Here is a 23717-nt window from a genome sequence, read left to right as displayed (position 1 = left end):
TACTTGTAAAAAGTAAGTAATAAGAAAAGAGGTAATTAATATGACTGTAAAAGTTGGTATTAACGGATTTGGTAGAATTGGAAGATTAACTTTACGTAGAATTTTAGAGACAAACAATCCAGATATTGAAGTTGTCGCAATTAATGACCTAACTTCACCTCAGATGCTTGCTCATCTCTTTAAATATGATACGATCCATGGAACTTTTAATGGAACTGTAGAAGCCGATGATAATGCAATTTATGTTAACGGTAAGAAGATTAATGTCTATGCTGAACCAAAAGCTCAAAATATTCCATGGGTTAAGAATGATGGCGTGGATATTGTAGTTGAAAGTTCTGGTTTTTACACTTCAAAGGAGAAATCTCAAGCTCACCTTGATGCTGGCGTAAAGAAAGTTTTGATTTCTGCACCAGCAGGTGATATGAAGACTATTGTCTACAACATTAATGATGATACTTTAACTCCAGATGATACTATCGTTTCTGCTGGTTCATGTACTACTAATTCTTTAGCACCGCTAGCTTACTACCTTAACAAGGAATTTGGTATTAAGGCTGGTACGATGACTACCATTCATGCTTATACTTCATCACAAATGTTGCAAGATGGCCCAGATAGAAGTGGTAATGTGCGTAATGCACGTGCAGCTGCTGAAAACACTATTCCTCATTCAACTGGTGCAGCAAAGGCTATTGGTCTTGTAATTCCTGAACTTAATGGCAAACTTAAGGGTCATGCTCAAAGAGTTCCAGTTAGAGACGGTTCTGAAACCGAATTGGTAACTGTATTGGATAAGAAGGTTACTGAAGAAGATATTAACAATGCAATGAAGAAATATACCGAAAATAATCCATCATTTGGGTACAACGAAGATGGTATTGTTTCTGGGGATGTCATTGGAACTACTTTTGGTGGAATTTTTGATCCAACTCAAACTGAAGTTACTACAGCAGGTGATACTCAAATTGTTAAGACTGTATCTTGGTACGATAATGAGAATGGCTTTGTATCACAAATGGTACGGACTTTGGGTGCCTTGGCTAAGTTAGCTTAATTTTGAGTAATTATAAGTAGGGGAAAATCGACTTTATCTTAAAAAAGTCGATTTTTTTGATGGGAGAAAGTAATGAAAGTAAGACAATATATTTTAGGAATCATTCTTTGTTTAACCGCAACAGTAGCTTGGGGTGCGATGTTTCCAATTATGGCTCCAACCTTAAAACTAATTGATCCAGTATACTTTACTTTGCTTAGATATGGTAGTGTAGCAATTGTATTTGCTATTTTACTTTTATTTATTGAAGGTAAGAGTGCTTTTAATCCTGGTAAAAGATTTTGGAAATTATGGTTATTAGGAACTTTTGCATTTGCTGGTTTTAACTTATTAGTATTTGCAGGACAAAATTTAGCGGGCAAATCCGGATCTGTTATTGCTTCTGTGATGATGGCAATACAACCGATGATTACAGCATTAATTAGTTGGTTATTTAAGGGTAAAAAATTGAATTTAGTCACAATTTTTACTATGATTTTAGCCTTTATTGGCGTCTTTTTAGTAGTAACTAAGGGAAATCCAAAATTACTTTTTCAAGGTGGTAGTGGATTAGCTGTAGCTACCTTGCTTATCTTTTTGGCTGACTTATGTTGGGTACTTTTTACAATGGGTGGGTCTGAATTTAAAGATTGGTCAATCTTGCGTTATTCAACTTTAACGACTATTTACGGAGTTATTTCAGTCGCAATTTTAACTGTCATTTTTACTATTTTTGGCGTAATCTCCGTTCCTAAAGTTGAAACACTAGTTTCAATTAGAGGGGCTCTGGCTTACATGATCATCTTTGCCGGAGTAATCGCTGTTTTTGCTTGGAATTTAGGTAATAAATATTTAGGACCGGTAAATGGAATTTTATTTATGAATATTGAACCAGTAACTTCTTTCATTGTTGTAACAATGAGTGGTTATTTGGCCACTGGGGCAGAAATTATTGGCTGTATATTAACTATCGCAGCCTTAATAATTAATAATGTATTTTTACGTTTTCAAACCGAGCCTAAAGAAGTTAGGGAAGAAGTAGAAGATTAACAAAACCACTAAGTCTACAACAGGACTTGGTGGTTTTGTTATATAAAGAAAAGGACAAGTGGGGAGGAATAAAAAAAGCCCAATGTATTAATACATAGGACTTTATTGAGAGGAGAGTACAGGATTTGAACCTGCGCGCCGGTATAAGCCGGTTCGCCGGATTTCGAGTCCGGTGCATTACCACTCTGCCAACTCTCCATAACAAAAATAAGTATATCATGCTTCAATATCTTAGCATAATAAAATTGAAAAAATTTTTCATAAAGTGTTTTATTAGAACAAATACAAAGAATGAGCTATGATGCAAGTAGAATAAATTTTCGTAACTAACTTGATCAATGTTAGGAGAGTTGAATATGAAAAAATCTTATCTTATTGCTGCTACTATGCTTGCAGGTATTACTCTTTCAACTACCGTAATTCCAACAAGTTTTTCTACTAATCCAACAGTACAGGCTGCTTCTAAAAAAGAATTTAAAATAAAACACGATAAATATCACAAAAAGCGTGTTTCAGTTAATGTAAAGAATCCAAAAGCTGGGGATTATGCCAAAATTGATAATGGCGAATATATGACTTGGATTAAAGGAAATAAAAAATTACCAAATTATAAAGCCAAAAGCCTAAAATTTACCAATCTTAAGTACCAAGTTTATGCAATTGAGAATTATAAGAACTATGATCAAATTTTAAATATAAATAAGGATGATAAAGCTGTTTTTGGTAAATCACAATTCTCAAATCCTGTTGATCAAACTTTTGTTGTGTTAAAAGTTACAGCAAATATTGAAAATACGAGTAAAAAGACTTTAACTTTTGGTGGTTTATCAGGTGAAGCTAAGAAAATTAAGCTAGATAAAGGCAAGAAAGTTAAAAATACGAATATTGCCTTTGATGATGCTACAAGCAATATTCAAATTAAACCAGGCGAAAAACTTAAGAATAAAGAAATGGTTCTTGTATTATCATATGGTACTGATTTGAAATCAGCCCTTAAGAAGATTAATAGCAAGCATTTAAAAGTTACAACTAATGGAATAAAAGATGAAAATAATAAATTCCTTGGTGGAGAAAAGACATTAAACTTTAAGATTAAGTAGACTAAATTAAAAAGATTGATCTATCGAATTAAATAGACCAATCTTTTTGTTTATTTATCTAATCGTTTTAGTGTGGCAAGGTATAAGCTTCCACCAACAATGGCAACAATTCCTCCGATGGTATCGAAGAGGGGAATAATAGCAATCGCACCACCTACAATTAAAAGAACGCTAGGTGCAGTATGAACTGCAGGAATATTTCTAAATTTCACTGCTCCCACAATTCCTAATACCAGAATCGCAATTTTTATTAAAATAAATATTATTCCAATAATTATTAGCCAAATTGCACCTACACCACTGATTTCAGAATATTCACCATCAACCCAGTAGGCAAGTAGTATACCGTAAAAGGCAGTAGTGAAAAGGGTAGCAAATAATAGAAGAATTCCTCCGACCAATCCGACTATCCCATTGGTTAATACCAAGGTTTTTACATTCTTAGCTTTCAATTTTGTATCTCCTTTTCATGTAACATAGAGAAAGTATAGCAAAAGTAATAAATATTTGGAATATAAAAAAAGCACCAGAAGATTAATTCTTCTAGTGCACGAATAGTTATTTAAGCTTCAATATTTTTCATTTCAGAAAGATACATGCTTCCACCAATGATGGCTAAAATTCCGCCAACCCATCCTAATAAAGGAATAAGTGAAATTGCACCACCTACAATTAAAAGAACGCTAGGTGCAGTATGAATAGCTTCAACTTCTTTGAATTGAACAGCGCCAATGATACCTAAAACTAAAATTGCAATCTTGATGATGTATACTAAGACAGTTACAAAACCACCAAAACCATCATTTACGATAAAACTTAGACCCATTAACCAAATAGCAATTAATAAAATAATTCCACCAATTAATCCAACAAGTCCATTAGTAAGCGCTAATCCTCTTGCACTTTTGTTATTCATAATAACCTCCTAAATAAAAGAAAAATTCTTTTTTAGTATAGCAAAAGATTAAGAATTGTTAAAGAAATTATTTAAAATTCATTATTAAAGATAAAAGCTGATCTTTTTTAACCAAATCCTGCTAAAATAAATTTGATATTTATAAGAGGTAGAAGAGTGAATTTGAGTTCTCATTTAGATTTTTTTATTGCGGGTCTTATCCTAGTACTACTAATTTTTAATATAAGAAATTCGCGCATGTTTAACTTTTATGATCGTTGGTTTCACCATAAGTTGGGTAAACAAAATGATTCAAAAATATGGCAAATTATAACTTTTATAAATGAGCCAAAGTTAATTGCTGGATGGGATGTTCTCTTGGCAGGCTTACTTTTTATTACTGGGCATCCCCATCTAAGTAAATGGGTCTTAATTACTTTAATTTTTACAGATTTATTAGGTATTTTTTTAAAGAGGGCAATTAAACGTCAGCGTCCCCAAAATTCTAGTCAGGTCCGATTAGGATATAGTTTTCCCAGTGGTCATGTTCTAAGTGTCACAATTATGGGGTTAATTATTTGGCACTTATTTGGAAAATTTGGTGGTTTTTTGTTACTTTTGACCATTATCGGTACATGGTTCTTAGTAGTAATTTCTCGATTAAAAACTAAAGCGCATTATCCTTCTGATATTATTGGTGCAACGACTTTGGGCTTTTTCTGTTTTGCAATTGCACAACAATTTTTAATGCTGGTTTAAGGACCAGCTTTTTTTTGTTGTTAAAAAATATAATTAATTTTTGATATAAGTTTACATCATCACAATCTTGCTCTAAAATAATCTTGTAGTCCAAAAGGGCTAATGCCCAAAGGTGACGAATATATTGGTTAGATAGCAATGTATTTAGTTTGTATATTTCGCCACAAATTCTAAGGAGGATTTTATACTAATGCTCAAATCAGTTATTGAAAATGTACACGCACTTGAAATCTTTGATTCACGTGGTAACCCAACTGTTGAAGTTTTCGTTACTCTTTCAAACGGTGTTGTAGGTAAGGCTGAAGTTCCATCAGGTGCTTCAACTGGTGAAAACGAAGCCGTTGAATTACGTGATGGTGGTTCACGTCTTGGTGGTAAAGGTGTTATGAACGCTGTTAACAACGTTAACACTGAAATCAACGATGCATTAAAAGGTTTAGATCCACATGATCAACCAAACATTGATGCTACTATGATTGCTTTAGACGGTACTCCAAACAAGGGTCGTCTTGGTGCTAACGCTATCTTAGGTGTATCTATGGCTACTGCTGCTGCAGCTGCAAAAGATACTCACCAACCTTTATACCGTTACCTTGGTGGTACTGATCTTGAAATGCCTCAAACTTTCCACAACGTTATTAACGGTGGTGAACACGCTGACAACGGTATCGACATTCAAGAATTCATGATTACTCCAGTAAGCAAGACTTCATTCCGTGATGGTTTTGAAAAGATTGTTAACGTATACCACACTTTGAAGAAAGTTCTTGAAGATATGGGTTATGAAACTGGTTTAGGTGACGAAGGTGGTTTCGCTCCTAACATGAAGAACTCAGAAGAAGCTTTAAAGGCATTACACGAATCAATTATCAAGGCTGGTTACAAGCCAGGTGAAGATATTGCCATTGCTTGTGACTGTGCTGCTTCTTACTTCTACAACAAAGAAGACGGCAAGTACCACTTGGAAGGTAAAGTATTGAACGATGAAGAATTAGCTCAATACTACGACAAGTTACTTGAAGAATTCCCAGAATTAATTTCTATGGAAGACCCATACGATGAAAACGATGTTGAAGGTATGGTTAAGTTTACTGAAAGTCACAAAGATCGTTTACAAATCGTTTTAGATGACTTCATTTGTACTAACCCTAAGCTTTTGAAGAAGGCTATTAAAGAAGGTGCCGGTAACGCTTCATTAATTAAGTTGAACCAAATTGGTACTGTTACTGAAACTCTTGAAACTATTCGTCTTTCACGTAAGAATGGTTACAACACTATGATTTCTCACCGTTCAGGTGAAACTGGTGATACCTTCATCGCTGATTTAGCTGTTGCTATTAACGGTGGTCAATTGAAGACCGGTGCTCCAGCTCGTTCAGAACGTGTTGAAAAGTACAACCGTTTACTTGAAATCGAAGAACAACTTGGTAAGGGCGAACGCTTAGCATTCTTCCCAGACAGTGTTGACTTTGATTAATTTACTTAGAATTTAATTAATCTAAAAAGGCTGATTTTTATCAGTCTTTTTCTTTTACCTAAAATTTCTTAAAGATTAGTTCATTTGAAAAAATAAAAATATAATTTTATATAATAGTATATAAAGCAAAGGAAAGGAGAAAATAATGAAAGAAGATAATAAAAAAGAAATTAAGCAAGAAAATACTATGGAAGATAGTAAATTTGTTGAAGGAATAGGGAGAATTGCATCATTTATTTCAATTTTGATGTACGTCTCATATATTCCACAGATTTTTGATAATTTACATGGTCAATATGGTAGTCCAATTCAACCCTTAGTAGCGATGATTAACTGTATTTTTTGGGTTGCTTATGCCTTAATGAAAAAAGAGAGAGATTGGCCAATTTTTTGGGCTAATGTACCAGGAATTGTTTTTGGTCTTTTAGCATTTTTGACAAGTTTGCATTAATTCCAGCTAGGCACTTTGATAAAAATTTGCTATACTTAAGCAATTGAAAAATTGTTAAGTAGAAAGGATTAATATATTTGATTACAGTATCTGACTTAAGTTTAAATTTATCAGGACGTACTTTGTATGAAGATGTTAACTTAAAATTTACACCTGGTAACTGTTACGGAATTATTGGCGCTAATGGTGCAGGTAAATCTACTTTCTTAAAACTACTTGAAGGTAAACTAGATCCAACGACTGGAAATATTAGTATTGGGCCTAATGAAAGAATGTCTAGCTTGAACCAGGATCACTTTGCATTTGAAGATTTTACGGTCCTTCAAACTGTTATTCAAGGTCATAAAGAACTTTATGATGTGATGCAGGAAAAGGATGCACTATACGCTAAACCAGATTTTGGTGATGAAGATGGAGTAAGGGCTGCCGAATTAGAAGGTAAGTTTGCTGAACTTGATGGCTGGAATGCTGAAGCTGATGCTTCGAAGTTATTACAATCTTTAGGAATTCCGGAAGCAAAGCATCAAGTTTTAATGAGTGAACTATCAGAAGCTGAGAAGGTTAAAGTTCTTTTAGCCCAAGCATTATTTGGTAATCCTGATATCTTACTTTTGGATGAACCAACAAATGGTTTGGATGTTCATACCATCGATTGGCTTGAAAACTTTTTAGCTGATTATCCAAATATTGTTTTAGTTGTTTCTCACGACCGTCACTTTTTGAATCAAGTATGTACCCAAATGTGTGATGTCGATAAAGGAAAGATTCAACTGTACGTTGGTAATTATGACTTTTGGTATGAATCTAGTAAATTGGCAAATGAATTGGCTGCTAATCAAAATGCCAAAAAAGAAGAAAAGATCAAAGAATTACAAGAATTTATTGCACGTTTTTCAGCTAATGCATCTAAATCAAAGCAAGCTACTTCACGTAAAAAGCAATTAGATAAAATTACCCTTGATGATATTAAACCTTCATTGAGAAAGTATCCCTATGTTAAATTTGATATGCATCGTGACTTAGGTAATGATTTACTTAAAGTAGAAAATGTCTCTTACAGTGTGGAAGGCGAAAAGCTATTAGATAATGTTTCTTTTACACTTAATTCAGGAGACAAAGTTGCATTTTTATCCCAAGATACTCGTATTACCACAGCATTGTTAAATATTATTGCTGGAAAAATAAAACCAGATACGGGTACAGTGACCTGGGGACAAACAACAGCATTTAATTATATGTCACGTGATTTAAATGCTAACTTTAATAATGATGAACTTTCAATTTTAGACTGGTTGCGTCAATATGCGACTAAGGAGCAAGATGATAATACCTTTTTACGCGGTTTCTTAGGACGTATGCTGTTTAGTGGTGACGAGATTGAAAAACAAATTAAAGTTCTTTCTGGTGGTGAAAAAGTTCGCTGTCAGTTATCACGTATGATGCTTGAACCAGCTAATGTTTTAATTATGGATGATCCTACAAATCACTTAGATTTAGAATCAATTACTTCTTTAAACGATGCCTTAACTGATTATCAAGGATCAATCTTATTTACATCTCATGATCATGAATTTATTGAAACCATTGCTAACCATATTATTGAAGTAGGGCCAAAAGGAATTGTTAGTCGTCCTGATATGACTTATGATGAATTTATTTCTCGACCTGAAGTGCAAGAAAAAGTAAAAAGTATTTATTAATAAAAAATCAAAGAGTTCACAGTAAGTGAACTCTTTTTAATATATTAAGTATGTAGTAAAATAAGAAACAAGTATAGTAGCAGGGAAAAGGAGAAAAATATGTGTACTGGAATTTTATATAATTCATCAAATCATTATTTTGGCCGTAATTTAGACTTGGAAATTACTTTTGGACAAGAAGTAACTGTAACTCCACGAAACTATGAATTTAAATTTCGTGAAGTTCCAGCTATGAAATCTCACTTAGCTTTAATTGGGATGGCGATGGTTGCTGATAATTATCCATTGTATTTTGATGCGGCTAATGAAGCAGGGTTGGGAATGGCAGGTCTAGCATATTCAGGCAATGCTGTCTATAATCCATCTAATCCAAAGATGACCAATGTTGCATCTTTTGAATTTATCCCATACATTTTGGGACAAGCAAAAACAGTTGCTGAAGCAAAAGAATTAATGAAGAATCTTAACATTACTAATGAGGCTTTTTCAAAAGAAACTCAACCTTCACCTTTACACTGGATTTTAGGAGATAAAACAGGTGCAAGTATTGTAGTTGAACCAGATGCTGATGGTCTTCATGTGTACGATAATCCTACCCATGTCTTAACTAATAATCCATCATTCCCACAACAATTACTTAACCTTGGTAACTATGCAGGCATTACCCCGGGAGAGCCAAAAAATACCTTACTACCAGATATTGATATTAACTACTATAGTCGTTCACTTGGCACTCATAATTTACCAGGTGGAATGGATTCCGAAGGACGTTTCGTTAAAGTAGCCTTTGCTTTACAACATGCTCCTAAAGGTAAAAGTGAAGATGAAAATGTTACCAACTATTTCCATGTACTTGAATCTGTAGCTCAACCTAAGGGCTTGGATGAAGTAGCACCAAATAGTTTTGAATATACCATTTATTCTGATTGTATGAATCTTGAAACAGGTATGTATTACTACAATACTTATGAAGATAACCAAATTGCTGCTGTTGACATGCATAAAGAAGATTTAGATGGTAGTGAATTAAGTTCATACGCAACTAAAAAGTCTCAAACAATTAATTATCAAAATTAAATAACTTAATAACTTTAAAATTATTAAATCGGATTAATTCTGAGTTGTTATAAAAAACAAGCTAAATGTTGATATATTAACGATACTAACTTCCCAAAATTGCTAATATGGTTATTAAATAACGAAAAAAAGCATTTTAAAATAACTTTTTGTGTGCTATAATCAATGTATCGAAGGCGGAAGGCCCTCGATATCTTCTCAACAACATGTTTTTCTCAACAATTTCGGAGCAATCCGATTTTTTTTTGCCCAAAAAAGGGATTTATGAAATAATTCTAAAAAAATATTAAAAAAGACTTGACGAATTCAAATGAAGAATTTATTATATTTTTAACAATTATTTTTAAACATTTCTTCAGCAGAGTAAAAGCTAAATTTACTTTTAGAGAGTCTATGGTTGGTGCAAATAGATAGAAATTTACTTTGAACATGGGCTGAAATTGCAATGGCAGAGACGAATAATTAGTTTCTGACGGGGTTGCTCTCGTTAACAAGGCAAAGTAATTCTATTTTAGAGCTACTTACGAAGGTTATTTACGTGAGTAAATAATAAATAAAGGTGGTAACACGAAGCACTCGTCCTTTTTATTAGGATGAGTGCTTTTTTATTTCTTAATTTTTGTTAGGAGGAAAGAAAATGCATAAGAAAAGAGTTAGAAATCGGATTATTTGGGCAATAGTAGGTGTTTTGATTATAGTTGCCGGATGGTTTAGTTTTGCTCCCAATCCGTTAGGAACACATAAAACGCAATCAAAGGTAGTGACCGTAGGTGTCGTGGGACTATCTAAACAAGATGAAACTATTTGGAAGAGTGTCCAAAAAGATGCTAAACAAAAATATGGTATTACGATTAAATTAAAGAATTTTTCTGATTATACTCAGCCAAATAAAGCTCTTGCTAATGGTGATATCGACCTAAATTCTTTTCAACATTATGCATTTTTAGATGCATGGAATGAAGCAAATCATGGTACTTTAACTCCAATTGGTAAAACTTATATTGCTCCAATCAGAGTTTATTCCAAAAAATATAAAAACATCAAAGATCTTCCAGATGGTGCAACCATTGCAGTTCCTAACGATTCAACTAATGAATCTAGAGCCCTTTATGTATTAAAAAATGCTGGTTTAATTAAATTAAAGAAGAATGTTAAACTTGCTACAATTGCTGATATTACCAGTAATCCTAAACATTTAAAAATTAAAGAAGTTGCAGCTGAGCAAACTGCTAGGGTTCTTGATGATGTTGATGCAAGTATCATTAATAATACTTATGTTCAAGCAGCTCACTTAGGTGATAAGGAAACTATATATATTGAACCTTTAAATAAAGATTCAGAACAATGGATAAATATTATTGTTGCTCGAAAAGAGGATAAGAATAATAAAATTTATAAAGATGTAGTAAAAGCTTTCCAAACCGAAAAAACTAAGCAATTAACACAAAAACTTTATGGTAAGACGCAATTACCAGCTTGGGGAGTTAAGTTAAAATAGGAGGGTAACAATGAGCGTACAAATTGACTTAAAAAATATCGATGTAGAATTTGATGGTAACAAAGCCGTTAATGATGTTAGTCTCCAAGTAGAAAAAGGGGATATTTATGGAATTATTGGCTTTTCTGGAGCAGGTAAATCAACTTTAGTTAGAACGATTAACTTACTTCAAGAACCTAGTAATGGTTCTGTAACTGTGAATGGCACGGAGTTATTTGCTAATCATCATCAAACAATTTCTAACCGTAAATTACAAGATGAACGTAAAAAAATTGGTATGATTTTCCAACATTTTAACTTATTAAATGAAGCAACTGTGATTGAAAATGTGGCTTTTGCTTTAAAACATGCCAAGTTAAAAGATAATGAATTAGAAAAAAGAGCACTGCACTTATTAGATTTGGTTGGCTTAAAAGAATTTGCTGATTCTTATCCAGCCCAACTATCAGGGGGTCAACAGCAAAGAGTAGCAATTGCTCGGGCCCTAGCAAATGAACCAGATATTTTAATTTCTGATGAAGCTACTAGTGCTTTAGACCCTAAAACAACTAATCAAATTTTGGATTTACTTTATAAATTAAATAAAGAATTAAAATTAACAGTTGTTTTGATTACACATGAAATGGATGCTGTCAAACGAGTAGCGAATAAAATTGCCGTAATGGAAAATGGTAAGATTGTTGAACACGGCAACTTGCGTGAAGTATATCTTCATCCTCAAAATGAATTAACCAAACAATTTGTTGGTGGTGCCTTAGAAGCTCAACATATTTTAAATACTTATCACTTTGATGCCTTAACAGATAATGAAGAATTGTATCAGTTAGTCTATAAGATAGATGATGTAACAAAATCTATTGTGGCTGATTTAGATGAAGCATTAGATACAAAATCAAGTATTCTGTATGGAAATGTTGAAGTTCTAAGTGGGGAAGCAATCGGAACCTTAGCTGTTTTACTTAATCTTGATCAAGATAAACAAAAAACGGCAATTAAATTCCTGGAAGATAAAAATGTTGTAGTAACCAAATTAAATAAAGGAGTGTTAACTAATGATTAATTTTTTAGATAAATATTTTCCTAATGTAGTTGCTCTCGGTTGGGGTGGAGATGCTGGCTGGGGAACTTCAATTTTTCAAACACTCTACATGACATTTTGGTCAGCAATTTTTGGTGGAATCTTAGGTTTGATTTTCGGATTATTACTTATCTTGACCAAGCCAGAGGGAATTTTAGCCAATAAAGTAGTTTATAATATTGTAGATAAAGTAGTTTCAATCTTTCGAGCAGTTCCATTTATTATTTTGTTAGCCTTCGTTGCTCCCTTAACGCAAGCTATTGTTGGTACACAAATTGGAATGAAAGCAGCACTTGTGCCATTAACATTAGGAGTTTTTCCTTTCTTTGCTCGTCAAGTTCAGGTTGCTCTTGAAAGTGTGGATACAGGCAAGGTAGAAGCAGCTCAAGCTCTAGGAGCATCCGTATCAGATATAATTTTTGATGTTTATTTGAAGGAAAGTCGATCTGAATTAGCACGTGTCTCAACTGTAACTTTAATTAGTTTAATTGGTTTGACAGCAATGGCCGGAGCCGTAGGAGCCGGTGGGTTAGGTAATACCGCGATTGCCTATGGATATAATAGATTTGATAATGATGTTACATTAGTAGCAACTATCCTAGTATTAATTTTAGTGTTAATTGTTCAAGTAGTTGGAGACTATGTTGCTAAAAGATTAAATCATCAAGAACGATAAATAAAAGAGAGTATAAGCTCTCTTTTATTTTTTTATAAAATTTAAAATAACATCTGTTGTTTTTAACTATAAAAAGCGTTAATCTAGTAAGTAATGATAAAGGATAGAAGATACTGAATTAGAGGAGAAAAATTGAAGCAGAGATTATCTAGAGGATTACTGAGTGTAATAGCTATTTGTTCCTTTGCTGGAATGGTAAATACTGAAATTGAAAGTGTCCAAGCAGATACGACAAATGGTGAAAATGTTGAATATCCTCCCTTGGCTCCAGCAGAAGAATCACCTGATAAAGATTTTGAAACTAGTCAGCCACAAAGCCAAACTAAAGCTCCACAATCCCCTCAAATTAAAAAGAGTCAAGCTACTTCTGTCACTTCTTCAAATAATTCTAGTCGTAATGTCTCTAATTCTAATTCCACTAGTAAAACACCAAAGTCCTTTCAAACGACCACACAAACTAATCCTAATGCGACACAGCAAGGATCTGAAAAAAGTAATACAACTGTTAAACCTCACGCACAAAAAAGTGAAACTCATAAGAATAATTCGCATAAAAAAGCTGTCAACCATAATAAAAAGCAAACGAATAAACGAAGTAAACAAGCGGTCAAAGGATCCACTAGTCCTGCTAAGTATGTAGTTGTTGGGGCGATATTTATTATTGTAATTGGCGCAGGTAGCTTCTTTTTAAAACCAAAATTATTTAAATAATTTCTATTAATCACATGAATTTCATGTGATTTTTTTATTTATAAATTTCATCTTTAAATCGCTTGAATTATAATAAAAGTAACTGATAAATATGGAGGTAGAAATTATGACAGAAGAAAAAGTTCGTACTGAAAGTGATACATTAGGCCCAGTAGAGATACCTGCAGATGCTTTATGGGGTCCGCAAACACAACGGAGTCAAAATAATTTTCCTACTGGCCCTAAAATTCCTATTGGAATTATTCGAGCTTTATTAAATATTAAGGCTGCGGCTGCCAAGGCAAATATGGAAGAGGGCAAAGAAACTAAAGAAAAGGGTAATGCAATTATTGATGCCATCAGCAAGTTATTAGCGATGCCTAATGAGGAATTACATGCCTTTTTCCCACTTCATGTTTACCAAACCGGTTCTGGTACTCAAACTAATATGAATGTAAATGAAGTAGTCGCAAATCTTGCTAATAAGGAACATCCCGGCTTAAATATTTTGCCAAATGATGATGTCAATATGGGACAATCATCTAATGATACTTTTCCTACTGCCATGAACTTAGTAGCAGTTGAAGCGCTTGATAATTTGGAAAAAGCTGTTCAACATTTAATTGACGAATTGAAAATTAAACAAGATCAATATTGGACGACAGTTAAAGTTGGTCGTACACACTTACAAGATGCTGTGCCTTTAACATTTGGACAAGAATTATCAGGCTATGTGTCAGCTTTGAATCATGATTTATCATATATTAAGGAACTAAAACCTACTTTATATGAACTCCCAATAGGTGGTACTGCAGTAGGTACGGGACTTAATGCGGCTGATGGAATGGCAGAAAAGATTGCCCAAATTTTATCTAAAGAATATGGGCATGAATTTTGCGTTGATACGAATAAATTCTTTGGGTTAGCCAACCACTCAGGTTTGGACGTGGTACATGGTGCAATCAAGACCTTAGCTGCTGATGCTTTTAAGATTGCCCAAGATATTCGTTTCTTAGGTTCAGGTCCTAGAGCCGGACTAGGGGAGCTTAACTTACCAGCTAATGAACCAGGATCCTCAATTATGCCAGGTAAGGTTAACCCTACTCAAGCTGAAGCTGTAACAATGGCAGCGACTAGAGTATTTGGAAATGATACCACTATTACAATGGCGGCTTCACAAGGTAATTTTGAAATGAATGTCTTTAAACCTGTAATGATTGAAGCATTCCTTGAATCAGCAGATATTTTATCCGGCACATTAACTCATTTTGCTGATTTGATGATCCATGGTATGACAATTAATAAGGAAAGAATGCAGGCTGATGTTGATAATTCATTAATGACAGTGACTGCACTTTCACCACATATTGGCTATCATGATGCGGCTAAAATTGCTCAAGCTGCTGCAGCAAATAATACTACTTTAAAAGAAGCAGCTATTAAGAGTGGCAAGGTTTCAGAAGCACAATATGATGAATGGATGAAGCCTCTTGAAATGACTAACGCATTAAAACAAAAACCAATTGATGATTAATTTAGAAGTGAAAAAATGGAAAAATTTGAGTTTAAAACAAGTAATCCAGATAAGATAAAAGATAATTATGATGTCATAATTGTGGGGTCTGGTGGAACTGGACTCACGGCTGCAATTCAAGCGCAAGAATTGGGAATGGATGTTGCCGTCCTTGAAAAAAATGAACGTTTAGGTGGAAATACTACTCGTGCTTCTTCCGGAATGAACGCCGCTGAAAGCTTTGTTCAATTAAAGCACCATATTATTGATAATAAAGAGGATTTTTATCGCGAAACTTTAAAGGGTGGTGGCCTTTTAAATGATCGTGAATTATTGCATTATTTTGTTGATCATTCAGCTCTTGCTATTAGTTGGTTAGAAGAACATGGAATTGATCTTTCTGATTTAACGATTACGGGGGGAATGTCAAAAAAACGAGCTCACCGTCCTGCTTCTAAAGCAGCAGTAGGTGGTTATTTAGTTACAGGTTTATTAAAACAAGTTCAAGCTAAGAATATACCAGTTTTTAATAATACTTTAGTGACAAAATTACTCCAAAATGATGAAAAGCAAATTACTGGAGTTGAAGTGACCACCGAAGAAGGAAGAAAAACGATCCATGCTAAGGCAGTTTTATTGGCAACCGGTGGATTTGGAGCTTCAAAAGATTTAATCAAAAAATATCGTCCAGATTTAGAAAACTACAAAACTACTAATCAACCTGGTGCTACTGGTGATGGCCTAAAATTAGCAAGTGACGTAAGTGCCCAATTAATCCAAATGGATTTTGTTCAAGTACACCCAACGGCTCAAACTGATGGCGAACGTACTTATTTAATTGGGGAAGGCGTTCGAGGTGAAGGAGCTATTTTAGTTAATAAGGCTGGTAAACGCTTCGTAAATGAATTAAATACGCGTAAAGTTGTTTCTAATGCCATTACTGCTTTAAATGAAGATGGAGCATATTTGATTTTTGATCAAGGAGTTAAAGATCGCTTTACGGCAATTGATTTTTATGAAAAAGTTGGTTTAGTTGAAAAGGCTAATTCGATTGAAGAATTAGCAGCAAAGATTGGTATCAATGAAGATAATTTAGCCAAAACTTTAACTACTTGGAATAAAGCGGTAGGCGAACATAAAGATACTCAATTTGATCGTACAACGGGAATGGATCATGCCTTAGAAAAAGCACCATTTTATGCTATTCATATTCATCCTGCTATTCACTACACCATGGGTGGCATCCACATTTTGCCAGATACTAGTGTTTTAGATGAAAATGGCAACAAAATTAAAGGTCTATACGCTGCAGGTGAAGTAAGTGGCGGACTTCATGGAAATAACCGCATTGGTGGTAATTCAATTGCTGAAACAGTTATTTTTGGGCGTGAAGCTGGTATGACCATGGCTAAAGAAATTAAATAATATTTTATTCCGAGACTGTAAGCCTTGAACTATATTGGTTAGTTCAGGGCTTTTTAGTATAATTTGAATTAAAGGAAAGCTCTTTAAATTAAAGGAGAATTTTATGTCAATAAAATTAGTCGCAATTGATCTTGATGGCACTTTGTTGAACTCTCATAATGTTATTTCGCTGGAGAATAAACGTACAATTCAGGAAGTAAGAAATAATGGTGTAAAAGTTGTTTTGGCTTCGGGACGACCTTTATCTGGTGTGATTCCTTTTGAACAAGAATTAGGAATTAATGGTGAAGATGAATACGCAGTCGTCTTTAATGGTGCCGTGGTGCAAACTTTAGCAGGGTGCGTTTTAATGAGTAAAAAAATGACATATCAAGATTTCTTGACCATGCTAAAATTACAACGATTAGCAAGAGTGAATTTGCATTTTGAAACCACAAATGGTTTTTATACATGTGATCGTGACTTATCAGTACAAATGCAAATTAATGCCTCATTTACAAATAATGTCATGAAAGTTAGAAATAAAAATGAAATTCCCCAAGATTTTATTTTTAATAAAGTTGGCTTTACTGCTGATCTGGATAGTAACGAAATTGAAAAAATGTGGAAAAATATTCCCGCATGGGCCTTTGAAAAGTATGATATTGTTCGCTCAGCCGATAATTGTATTGAGTTAAATACAAAAGGTGCCTCTAAAGGGGATGCTTTAGCAGATTTAGCTGATCGTTTAGGACTTGAAGAAAATGAAGTAATGATTTTTGGTGATCAAGATAATGATCGTTCGATGTTTACCAATCCCAACTTTAAAAAAATTGCGATGGGGAATGCGATTTCTTCTATCAAAGATCGGGCAGACTATATTACAGCAACAAATGATGCTAATGGAGTAGCTAAGGGATTAAAGAAGTTTGTTTTATAATTCATATTTTATGGTATTCTGATAATTGTATGCTATATAAAGGGAAGTTATATAATGAACAATCAAGATGAAAATAACGGTGATGTATTAAGTCCAATGACAACTTTATCGCATCATCATCATATGAGAATTCGCTGGAAAGAATTCTTTAATAATGAAAATGATAGTCTCGCAAAAGATGTAACTCTGGAACAAAAATCAGTGATCGTTGGTCATATTGGGATGATGTTGTTATCTTATGGAACTGGAGCTTGGCGAGTTAGAAGCTCGATGAATAAAATCTCCCGTGCATTAGGAATAACATGTAATTCAGATATTGGTTTAGTTTCACTTTCTTATACCTGCATTGATCAAGCAGGTAAAAGTTTTTCTCAATCATTAAGTTTGCCCACTACCGGAGTAAATACCACCAAATTAGCTAAAATGGAACAATTTGTGAATGAATTTAAAGATAACGGTGGTCAATGGACGATTAGCAAAATTCATAACCGGTTAGATCAAATTTCGAAGATGAAGGCGCAATATAGTCCCGTTCAGGTTGCCTTGGCTTCTGGTCTAGCATGTGGTGGGTTTATATTTTTACTAGGTGGCGGAATTTTTGAAGTTATCTGCGCATTTTTAGGTGCGATGTGTGGTAATTACGTCAGAAGAAAAATGGCAGATCACAAAATGACAATTTTAGCTAATATTGCTGTTGCAGTCACGGTTGCTTGTTGTGTTTATGTTATTGCCTTTTTCATTATTCGAATATTCTACCCCATTAGCTTAAGAAGGCTAGATGGCTACATTGGAGCAATGCTTTTTGTAATTCCAGGTTTTCCTTTTATTACTGCTGGTTTAGACATGTCTAAATTAGATATGCGTTCGGGTGTAGAACGCTTAACCTACGCTATCATGATTATTGTAGTAGCAACTGCGGTAGGGTGGGGAGTAGCATTAGCACTCAATCTCCATCCGCAAGATTTCTTACCATTAGGATTGAGTCCTTTAATCATGACAATTTTACGTCTAATAGCAAGCTTTTGCGGAGTATTTGGCTTCTCCATCATGTTTAATTCCCAACCTAAAATGGCAGCGGTAGCAGGAATAATGGGAGCAATTGCTAATACCTTACGTTTGAGTTTGACTGATTGGACCAATGTTCCACCAGCTGTTGCGGCTTTTGTTGGTGCTCTATTAGCAGGACTACTTGCTTCAATTATTAGAAAAAAGGTTGGTTATCCTCGTATTGCTTTGACCGTTCCTTCAATTGTGATCATGGTACCGGGACTTTATATGTATCGAGCAATGTTTAACCTAGGCTTAACTTCAATTAATGAAGGCGCCTTATGGGGAGTAAGGGCAATCATGATAGTTTTAGCTTTACCTTTAGGATTAATTACTGCACGTATCATTGCCGATAAAGATTGGCGTCATGCCGGATAAAAAATAAGTTCAGAAGAATTTCTTCTGAACTTATTTTTTTGAATCTGATTTTGTAAAAAGTCCGATAATAATTGCAATTGCAATACCACCAATAATAAAACCTATAATTCCCCAAATCCATGAAGCAACGGCTCCTGTTTGTGGGAGAGTTGCCAAAATCAAGTTTTTCATAAAAATACTCTCTCCATTCCTTATTCATTACATTAGTAATTGTAAGCCATTTTTTATAAAATTTAAAGCGGTTGCATCGTTATATTATTCAAGCAAATCAACAAAGGTTGCCTCAGTTATTTTTTGTAAATCTAGAGGATTAAGTTCAACACTTCGACCTAATTCACCACTTGAAACTGCAATTTGATCGTAGTTTTTCATTCCTTTATCTAAATAGATAGGAAAATGATACTTTTCATAAATTCCAATTGGAGTATTAGCACCATGAACATAACCGGTAGTTGGAACCAATTTTTTTAAAGCTAAAAGTTCACACTTTTTATTTCCAGATGCTTTGGCAAGTTTCTTGATGCTTAAGTGTTCTGTAACTGGAATGACCGCCACAATCGGTGAATTTTTATTTCCTTCACAAACTAAGGTTTTATAGACCAAATGCTCATCATTCGCTAGAATAGAAGTATCTAATTGTTGAACATCACCCTTTTTGACAGTATCAAATGATAACTGTTTATAAGGAATCTTCTTTTGATCAAGAATTTTTTCAACTAGGGTTTTCTTTAATTTTTTTTGTTTATTTTTTTTAGACATATTTCTCACCCTCAACATCATAACTGGGAGAAGTAATTGTGTCAAAGGAGTTAATTGAAATGAAATTATTAGCTATTCGTATTCAAGCTGGTCATGAAATTGAGGATGGCCTAGCTTATTATTTACAAAATGATCTGCAGGCAGTAGGGTTGGAAAGCAGAAAAAGAAGTGATTTTATTGCTGAAGGGCAGAAGAATGATTCAAGTTTAGTTGAACTTGATGATATTGAAAATTTACCAGAAGATTTAGAACTTACAGCTTTTTTTGATGCTAAGGCAAACAAGGAAGAATTGCTTGAAAAACTTAATAATAAGATTAAAGAAATGCAAGGTTATGGTCTAGATGCTGGTCATGTAGAAATTGATACTAGGTATATTGCTGATGAAGATTGGAATACTGCGTGGCAAAAATATTATCATGTAATTGATTTTTCAAGGAATTTAGCGATTGTACCTGAGTGGGAAGATTACCAGCCTGCTTTTCCAGATCAAAAATTAATTAGACTCGATCCTGGTTTGGCTTTTGGTACCGGTGGTCATACAACTACGCAATTAGTTTTATTGGCCATGGAGCGAGCAATGACTAAGCCGTTATCTGTTATGGATGTAGGAACTGGTTCTGGAATTTTGGCAATTGCAGCTTCGTTAATGGGAGCTAAAAATGTTTTGGCTACTGACATTTCAGATGAAGCAGTTACAGCCGCCCAAGAAAATATTAAATTAAATGGAATTGACAATATTACTGTTAAAAAGGCTAATCTATTAAAAGATACGGACCAGTCCTTTGATTTAATAATTGCAAATATCTTGGCAGAAATTCTCTTAGATTTAATTCCTGATCTTGATGATCATTTAAATAAGAATGGGCAAGTGATTTTTTCAGGAATTGATTATAAACAATTGCCTAAAATTGAAAAATCTCTGAATGAAAATGGCTTTGATATTAAGATGAAAATGCAAGAAAAACGTTGGATTGGTCTCTTAATCGGTAGAAAAGACAAATAAGTGCTAAAATTTATAAAAAAAGAAAGAGAAAATAAACAATGGAAAATAATGAAAATAAAAGTGGTATTAAAAAATTAAATGAAAAAAGTTTTATGCCGGTAATTTGGTTAACTTTATTAGCCGTAGTCATTTGGATTATTTGTCCTTTGGTACATTTATCTAAAGTATGGCGAATCGGTTTAGTATTTTTTATTTTTAATTCTTTTATTGCCTATGAAATAGGTCATTTAATTACCTTGCGTAAAGCTAGCAAGTGGTGGATTTTACTTTTTCCTGCTGTCTTTGCAATTGCTGTTTTAATTCACTTTGCTCGTTATAATTTATTACTTTGTATTGTTTATCTTTGTTTCGAATTATTTGGCCTTTGGCGTGATGAATTTTATCGTGAAAAGAAATAGGTGATTTTTAATGTCAAAATACGTTGAAATGACGCATGACGAAGTTTTAAAGGCTTGTCAAGAATACATGAATGAAGCCGATATTCAATTTGTTGAATCGGCGTATGAATTTGCTAAAAATGCCCATGAAGGACAGTTCCGCGAATCTGGACAACCTTATATTATTCATCCTACTCAAGTAGCGGGAACCTTGGCCACCTTAAAACTTGATCCTGATACAGTAGCAGCAGGATATCTGCATGATACGGTTGAAGATACACCTGTTACTAATGATGATATTAAAGAAAAATTTGGTGAAGATGTAGCTTTTATTGTTGATGGCGTTACTAAATTATCTAAGATTCCGTATAAATCAAAAACACATGAAGAATATTTAGCAGACAATCACCGTAAGATGTTAATTGCAATGGCTAAAGATCTACGTGTCATCATGGTTAAATTAGCTGATCGTTTACACAACATGCATACTTTAGACCATTTGCGTCCTGATAAACAAAGAAGGATTGCCGATGAAACGTTAGATATTTATGCTCCCTTAGCTGATCGTTTAGGTATCGGAACGATTAAGTGGGAATTAGAAGACATGAGTCTTCACTATTTAAATCCCCAACAATACTACCGCATTGTTAATTTGATGCAGTCTAAACGTAGTGAACGTGAGGGATATATTGCCGATGCGATTGATACATTAAAGAAAACTTTAGATGGTTTAAATATTAAATATGACATTTATGGTCGACCGAAACATATTTATTCTATCTATAAAAAGATGGTCAAAAAGCACAAAGACTTCAGTGAAATCTATGATTTATTGGCAGTGCGAGTAATTGTAAAGTCTATTCCTGATTGTTATGCGGTCCTTGGGGCCGTTCATACTGAATGGAAACCAATTCCAGGTCGATTTAAGGATTACATTGCCGTTCCAAAGGCTAATGGATACCAATCATTACATACTACGATTATTGGACCAGGTGGCAAACCTCTTGAAATTCAAATTAGAACTGAAAAAATGCATGAAATTGCTGAATACGGGGTTGCTGCTCACTGGGCTTATAAAAAGGGTGCGACTAATGAAGTAGAGCAAACTGAGGCAACTAAAAAATTAAATATGGTTCAAGAAATTCTTGAATTACAGGATGAAACTAAAGACTCACATGAATTTATGAAGAGTGTCAAAACCGATATTTTTTCAGATCGGGTCTATGTCTTTACTCCGCAAGGGGATGTATATGAACTTCCTAAAGATTCAAGCCCTTTAGATTTTGCCTACATGATTCATTCTGAAGTTGGAGCTCACTCAGTTGGTGCACGCGTAAATAATAAGATCGTACCGCTAGACTATAAATTACAAAATGGTGATGTAGTAGAAATGTTGACGCAATCTAATGCTAAACCATCACGTGATTGGGTAAATATCGTCAAAACCTCGCGTGCGCGTAATAAAATTAAGCGATTTTTCAAGGCTGAAGATAAAGAAGTTAATATTGAAAAGGGTAAAAACCTAGTTGAAGAAGAACTACATAATAAGGGCTTCGTAGCAAAAGATTTTTTAACTAAAGATAAATTAGAAAAAGTTATTTCTCATTTTAACTATCATAATGAAGACGAACTCTTTGCAGCAGTAGGTTTTGGTGAAATATCTGCTGCCACAGTCGGAAATCGCTTAACTGAAGATGTACGGCGTGAACAAGAAAATGAAAAGCAACGGCAAAAAGAAGCGGAAATCATGAATGCTGGTCAACAGAGTATCACTGATGATAATGCTTCAAAAGCACCGGCCGATGTAATGCGGGTTAAACATAATAATGGCGTAATGGTACAAGGAGTATCTGATTTGATGCTTCATTTAGCTAAATGTTGTAATCCAGTTCCGGGAGATCCCATTGTAGGTTATGTAACCAAAGGCCGTGGGGTAACAATTCACCGCTATGATTGTCCTAACATTACGGAAGAAGCGAGAAAGCAGGGACGCTTGATTGATGTAGCTTGGGAAAATGTAGCTAGACATAAGAATGATGAAAACTATAATGCCGACATTGAAGTGTTTGGTTATAACCGTTCTAAACTCTTAAGTGATGTCATTAACGCCCTCAATTCCAAAACCAAAAATATTGTTAATATTTCTGGTAAAGTTGATAACAATAATATGGGACACATTTATGCGACGGTTTCCGTCAGAGATGCTAATCACTTAGAAGACATTTTGAGTCGGTTGCGTGATATTCCAAATGTTTATGAAGCAAAGAGGTCAACAAATTAATGAGAGTTGTATTACAAAGAGTTAATCATGCCCAAGTTGCGATTGATGGTAATGTAGTAGGAAAGATTGATCGTGGACTACTAGCATTAGTGGGCTTACGCAATGGTGATAACAGTGAAGTAGTAAAAAAGGCTGCAGCAAAAGTTGCTAAAATGCGTATCTTTGAAGACAAAGACGGTAAAACTAATTTGTCTTTGGCTGATGTTGGTGGTCAAATATTAAGTGTTAGTCAATTTACTTTATTAGCAGATACTAAAAAGGGTAATCGTCCTAGCTTCTTTGATGCGATGCGTCCTCCAAAATCCAAAGATCTATGGGAAGAATTTAATCGTGAACTTGAAGATAAGGGCTTCCACGTTGAGACTGGTGAATTTGGGGCCGATATGCAAGTTTCTTTAGAAAATGATGGTCCTTTTACTATTGTTTTAGATTTGGAAGACTAGCTTCTATTGACAAGTTAAGTAAAAAAAAGTATGCTAAAAAAGAATTATCGAAGACAAAGATTGAGACGAGTGGTAACCACCAGA

The 23717-nt window shown here is 34.1% G+C and carries 24 protein-coding genes and 1 tRNA gene; 20 read left to right on the top strand and 5 right to left on the bottom strand.

Going from position 1 to position 23717, the window contains the following annotated elements; all coding sequences use genetic code 11:
- The first annotated feature begins 40 nt into the window (after positions 1–40).
- Both gap and LrDSM24759_RS05295 read left to right on the top strand, forming a co-directional pair.
- Positions 41–1057 (top strand): type I glyceraldehyde-3-phosphate dehydrogenase, encoded by a 1017-nt coding sequence (gene gap / locus LrDSM24759_RS05300; RefSeq protein ID WP_117118453.1) that lies wholly within the window; start codon positions 41–43, stop codon positions 1055–1057.
- 72 nt (positions 1058–1129) lie between these two features.
- Complete coding sequence (locus LrDSM24759_RS05295) at positions 1130–2086, top strand: DMT family transporter (RefSeq protein WP_117118452.1); 957 nt, start codon at positions 1130–1132, stop codon at positions 2084–2086.
- A 110-nt stretch (positions 2087–2196) separates the two neighbouring features.
- Here LrDSM24759_RS05295 and LrDSM24759_RS05290 read toward each other — a convergent pair.
- Positions 2197–2284, bottom strand: a tRNA-Ser gene (locus LrDSM24759_RS05290).
- Positions 2285–2442: 158 nt separating this feature from the next.
- Here LrDSM24759_RS05290 and LrDSM24759_RS05285 point away from each other — a divergent pair.
- A complete protein-coding gene (locus LrDSM24759_RS05285; protein WP_117118451.1) occupies positions 2443–3186 on the top strand; it encodes a hypothetical protein in 744 nt (247 codons plus the stop codon).
- A 50-nt stretch (positions 3187–3236) separates the two neighbouring features.
- Here LrDSM24759_RS05285 and LrDSM24759_RS05280 read toward each other — a convergent pair whose 3' ends face one another.
- Both LrDSM24759_RS05280 and LrDSM24759_RS05275 read right to left on the bottom strand, forming a co-directional pair.
- Positions 3237–3638, bottom strand: a complete 402-nt coding sequence (locus tag LrDSM24759_RS05280) for a hypothetical protein (RefSeq protein WP_117118450.1) — start codon at positions 3636–3638, stop codon at positions 3237–3239.
- Between the two features lie 110 nt (positions 3639–3748).
- A complete protein-coding gene (locus LrDSM24759_RS05275) occupies positions 3749–4102 on the bottom strand; it encodes a hypothetical protein (RefSeq protein WP_117118449.1) in 354 nt (117 codons plus the stop codon).
- Between the two features lie 156 nt (positions 4103–4258).
- Here LrDSM24759_RS05275 and LrDSM24759_RS05270 point away from each other — a divergent pair, with 156 nt between their 5' ends.
- From LrDSM24759_RS05270 to LrDSM24759_RS05210, 13 genes are all read left to right on the top strand, one after another.
- Positions 4259–4840, top strand: a complete 582-nt coding sequence (locus LrDSM24759_RS05270) for a phosphatase PAP2 family protein (protein WP_371824303.1) — start codon at positions 4259–4261, stop codon at positions 4838–4840.
- Between the two features lie 190 nt (positions 4841–5030).
- Positions 5031–6317, top strand: coding sequence for a phosphopyruvate hydratase (eno, locus tag LrDSM24759_RS05265; protein ID WP_117118447.1), 1287 nt, complete (start codon positions 5031–5033; stop codon positions 6315–6317).
- A gap of 145 nt (positions 6318–6462) precedes the next feature.
- Positions 6463–6768: a SemiSWEET family transporter gene (locus LrDSM24759_RS05260; RefSeq protein ID WP_117118446.1), complete on the top strand. Its 306-nt coding sequence runs from the start codon at positions 6463–6465 to the stop codon at positions 6766–6768.
- A gap of 77 nt (positions 6769–6845) precedes the next feature.
- Positions 6846–8468, top strand: a complete 1623-nt coding sequence (locus tag LrDSM24759_RS05255) for an ABC-F family ATP-binding cassette domain-containing protein (protein WP_117118445.1) — start codon at positions 6846–6848, stop codon at positions 8466–8468.
- 99 nt (positions 8469–8567) lie between these two features.
- Positions 8568–9545, top strand: a complete 978-nt coding sequence (gene bsh / locus LrDSM24759_RS05250; RefSeq protein WP_117118444.1) for a choloylglycine hydrolase — start codon at positions 8568–8570, stop codon at positions 9543–9545.
- Between the two features lie 637 nt (positions 9546–10182).
- Positions 10183–11043 (top strand): MetQ/NlpA family ABC transporter substrate-binding protein, encoded by an 861-nt coding sequence (locus tag LrDSM24759_RS05245; protein ID WP_117118443.1) that lies wholly within the window; start codon positions 10183–10185, stop codon positions 11041–11043.
- 10 nt (positions 11044–11053) lie between these two features.
- Complete coding sequence (locus LrDSM24759_RS05240) at positions 11054–12103, top strand: methionine ABC transporter ATP-binding protein (protein WP_117118442.1); 1050 nt, start codon at positions 11054–11056, stop codon at positions 12101–12103.
- A complete protein-coding gene (locus LrDSM24759_RS05235) occupies positions 12096–12797 on the top strand; it encodes a methionine ABC transporter permease (RefSeq protein ID WP_117118441.1) in 702 nt (233 codons plus the stop codon). Before LrDSM24759_RS05240 ends, LrDSM24759_RS05235 begins: the two co-directional genes overlap by 8 nt.
- Positions 12798–12929: 132 nt before the next feature.
- A complete protein-coding gene (locus tag LrDSM24759_RS05230; RefSeq protein WP_117118440.1) occupies positions 12930–13508 on the top strand; it encodes a hypothetical protein in 579 nt (192 codons plus the stop codon).
- 106 nt (positions 13509–13614) lie between these two features.
- Positions 13615–15021: a class II fumarate hydratase gene (locus LrDSM24759_RS05225; RefSeq protein WP_117118439.1), complete on the top strand. Its 1407-nt coding sequence runs from the start codon at positions 13615–13617 to the stop codon at positions 15019–15021.
- A gap of 15 nt (positions 15022–15036) precedes the next feature.
- Positions 15037–16425: a flavocytochrome c gene (locus LrDSM24759_RS05220; protein ID WP_117118438.1), complete on the top strand. Its 1389-nt coding sequence runs from the start codon at positions 15037–15039 to the stop codon at positions 16423–16425.
- Between the two features lie 103 nt (positions 16426–16528).
- On the top strand, positions 16529–17344 hold the full coding sequence (locus tag LrDSM24759_RS05215) for a Cof-type HAD-IIB family hydrolase (RefSeq protein WP_117118437.1): 816 nt from the start codon (positions 16529–16531) through the stop codon (positions 17342–17344).
- Between the two features lie 54 nt (positions 17345–17398).
- Positions 17399–18769, top strand: coding sequence for a threonine/serine exporter family protein (locus tag LrDSM24759_RS05210; protein WP_117118436.1), 1371 nt, complete (start codon positions 17399–17401; stop codon positions 18767–18769).
- 30 nt (positions 18770–18799) lie between these two features.
- Here LrDSM24759_RS05210 and LrDSM24759_RS05205 read toward each other — a convergent pair whose 3' ends face one another.
- Complete coding sequence (locus LrDSM24759_RS05205) at positions 18800–18940, bottom strand: LPXTG cell wall anchor domain-containing protein (protein WP_117118435.1); 141 nt, start codon at positions 18938–18940, stop codon at positions 18800–18802.
- Positions 18941–19024: 84 nt separating this feature from the next.
- Positions 19025–19528 carry an aminoacyl-tRNA deacylase gene (locus LrDSM24759_RS05200; protein WP_117118434.1) on the bottom strand — a complete coding sequence of 168 codons (504 nt, stop codon included), beginning with the start codon at positions 19526–19528 and terminating at the stop codon, positions 19025–19027.
- A gap of 59 nt (positions 19529–19587) precedes the next feature.
- On the opposite strand from LrDSM24759_RS05200, the gene prmA reads away from it, so the two are divergent.
- Genes prmA through dtd form a run of 4 tightly spaced genes read left to right on the top strand, consistent with a single transcriptional unit; the run spans position 19588 to position 23633 of the window.
- On the top strand, positions 19588–20532 hold the full coding sequence (gene prmA / locus LrDSM24759_RS05195; protein WP_117118499.1) for a 50S ribosomal protein L11 methyltransferase: 945 nt from the start codon (positions 19588–19590) through the stop codon (positions 20530–20532).
- A gap of 38 nt (positions 20533–20570) precedes the next feature.
- Positions 20571–20930, top strand: coding sequence for a hypothetical protein (locus LrDSM24759_RS05190; protein ID WP_117118433.1), 360 nt, complete (start codon positions 20571–20573; stop codon positions 20928–20930).
- A 10-nt stretch (positions 20931–20940) separates the two neighbouring features.
- Entirely contained in the window at positions 20941–23190 is a 2250-nt protein-coding gene (locus LrDSM24759_RS05185) for a RelA/SpoT family protein (protein ID WP_117118432.1), read from the top strand.
- Complete coding sequence (dtd, locus tag LrDSM24759_RS05180; RefSeq protein WP_117118431.1) at positions 23190–23633, top strand: D-aminoacyl-tRNA deacylase; 444 nt, start codon at positions 23190–23192, stop codon at positions 23631–23633. Before LrDSM24759_RS05185 ends, dtd begins: the two co-directional genes overlap by 1 nt.
- Positions 23634–23717 lie beyond the last annotated feature (84 nt).

This window comes from Lactobacillus rodentium (assembly GCF_003423665.1).
GTDB lineage: Bacteria > Bacillota > Bacilli > Lactobacillales > Lactobacillaceae > Lactobacillus > Lactobacillus rodentium.
The sequence above is the reverse complement of the archived record's forward strand: the minus strand, read 5'-3'. Positions and strand labels throughout refer to the sequence as shown.

What these genes read in the sequence shown, in the direction of transcription:
- gap (WP_117118453.1), top strand. Translation starts at nt 41, where the DNA reads ATGACTGTAAAAGTTGGTATTAACGGATTTGGTAGAATTGGAAGATTA.
- LrDSM24759_RS05295 (WP_117118452.1), top strand. Translation starts at nt 1,130, where the DNA reads ATGAAAGTAAGACAATATATTTTAGGAATCATTCTTTGTTTAACCGCA.
- LrDSM24759_RS05285 (WP_117118451.1), top strand. Translation starts at nt 2,443, where the DNA reads ATGAAAAAATCTTATCTTATTGCTGCTACTATGCTTGCAGGTATTACT.
- LrDSM24759_RS05275 (WP_117118449.1), bottom strand. Translation starts at nt 4,102, where the DNA reads ATGAATAACAAAAGTGCAAGAGGATTAGCGCTTACTAATGGACTTGTT.
- eno (WP_117118447.1), top strand. Translation starts at nt 5,031, where the DNA reads ATGCTCAAATCAGTTATTGAAAATGTACACGCACTTGAAATCTTTGAT.
- LrDSM24759_RS05260 (WP_117118446.1), top strand. Translation starts at nt 6,463, where the DNA reads ATGAAAGAAGATAATAAAAAAGAAATTAAGCAAGAAAATACTATGGAA.
- bsh (WP_117118444.1), top strand. Translation starts at nt 8,568, where the DNA reads ATGTGTACTGGAATTTTATATAATTCATCAAATCATTATTTTGGCCGT.
- LrDSM24759_RS05245 (WP_117118443.1), top strand. Translation starts at nt 10,183, where the DNA reads ATGCATAAGAAAAGAGTTAGAAATCGGATTATTTGGGCAATAGTAGGT.
- LrDSM24759_RS05240 (WP_117118442.1), top strand. Translation starts at nt 11,054, where the DNA reads ATGAGCGTACAAATTGACTTAAAAAATATCGATGTAGAATTTGATGGT.
- LrDSM24759_RS05235 (WP_117118441.1), top strand. Translation starts at nt 12,096, where the DNA reads ATGATTAATTTTTTAGATAAATATTTTCCTAATGTAGTTGCTCTCGGT.
- LrDSM24759_RS05225 (WP_117118439.1), top strand. Translation starts at nt 13,615, where the DNA reads ATGACAGAAGAAAAAGTTCGTACTGAAAGTGATACATTAGGCCCAGTA.
- LrDSM24759_RS05220 (WP_117118438.1), top strand. Translation starts at nt 15,037, where the DNA reads ATGGAAAAATTTGAGTTTAAAACAAGTAATCCAGATAAGATAAAAGAT.
- LrDSM24759_RS05215 (WP_117118437.1), top strand. Translation starts at nt 16,529, where the DNA reads ATGTCAATAAAATTAGTCGCAATTGATCTTGATGGCACTTTGTTGAAC.
- LrDSM24759_RS05210 (WP_117118436.1), top strand. Translation starts at nt 17,399, where the DNA reads ATGAACAATCAAGATGAAAATAACGGTGATGTATTAAGTCCAATGACA.
- LrDSM24759_RS05205 (WP_117118435.1), bottom strand. Translation starts at nt 18,940, where the DNA reads ATGAAAAACTTGATTTTGGCAACTCTCCCACAAACAGGAGCCGTTGCT.
- LrDSM24759_RS05200 (WP_117118434.1), bottom strand. Translation starts at nt 19,528, where the DNA reads ATGTCTAAAAAAAATAAACAAAAAAAATTAAAGAAAACCCTAGTTGAA.
- prmA (WP_117118499.1), top strand. Translation starts at nt 19,588, where the DNA reads ATGAAATTATTAGCTATTCGTATTCAAGCTGGTCATGAAATTGAGGAT.
- LrDSM24759_RS05190 (WP_117118433.1), top strand. Translation starts at nt 20,571, where the DNA reads ATGGAAAATAATGAAAATAAAAGTGGTATTAAAAAATTAAATGAAAAA.
- LrDSM24759_RS05185 (WP_117118432.1), top strand. Translation starts at nt 20,941, where the DNA reads ATGTCAAAATACGTTGAAATGACGCATGACGAAGTTTTAAAGGCTTGT.
- dtd (WP_117118431.1), top strand. Translation starts at nt 23,190, where the DNA reads ATGAGAGTTGTATTACAAAGAGTTAATCATGCCCAAGTTGCGATTGAT.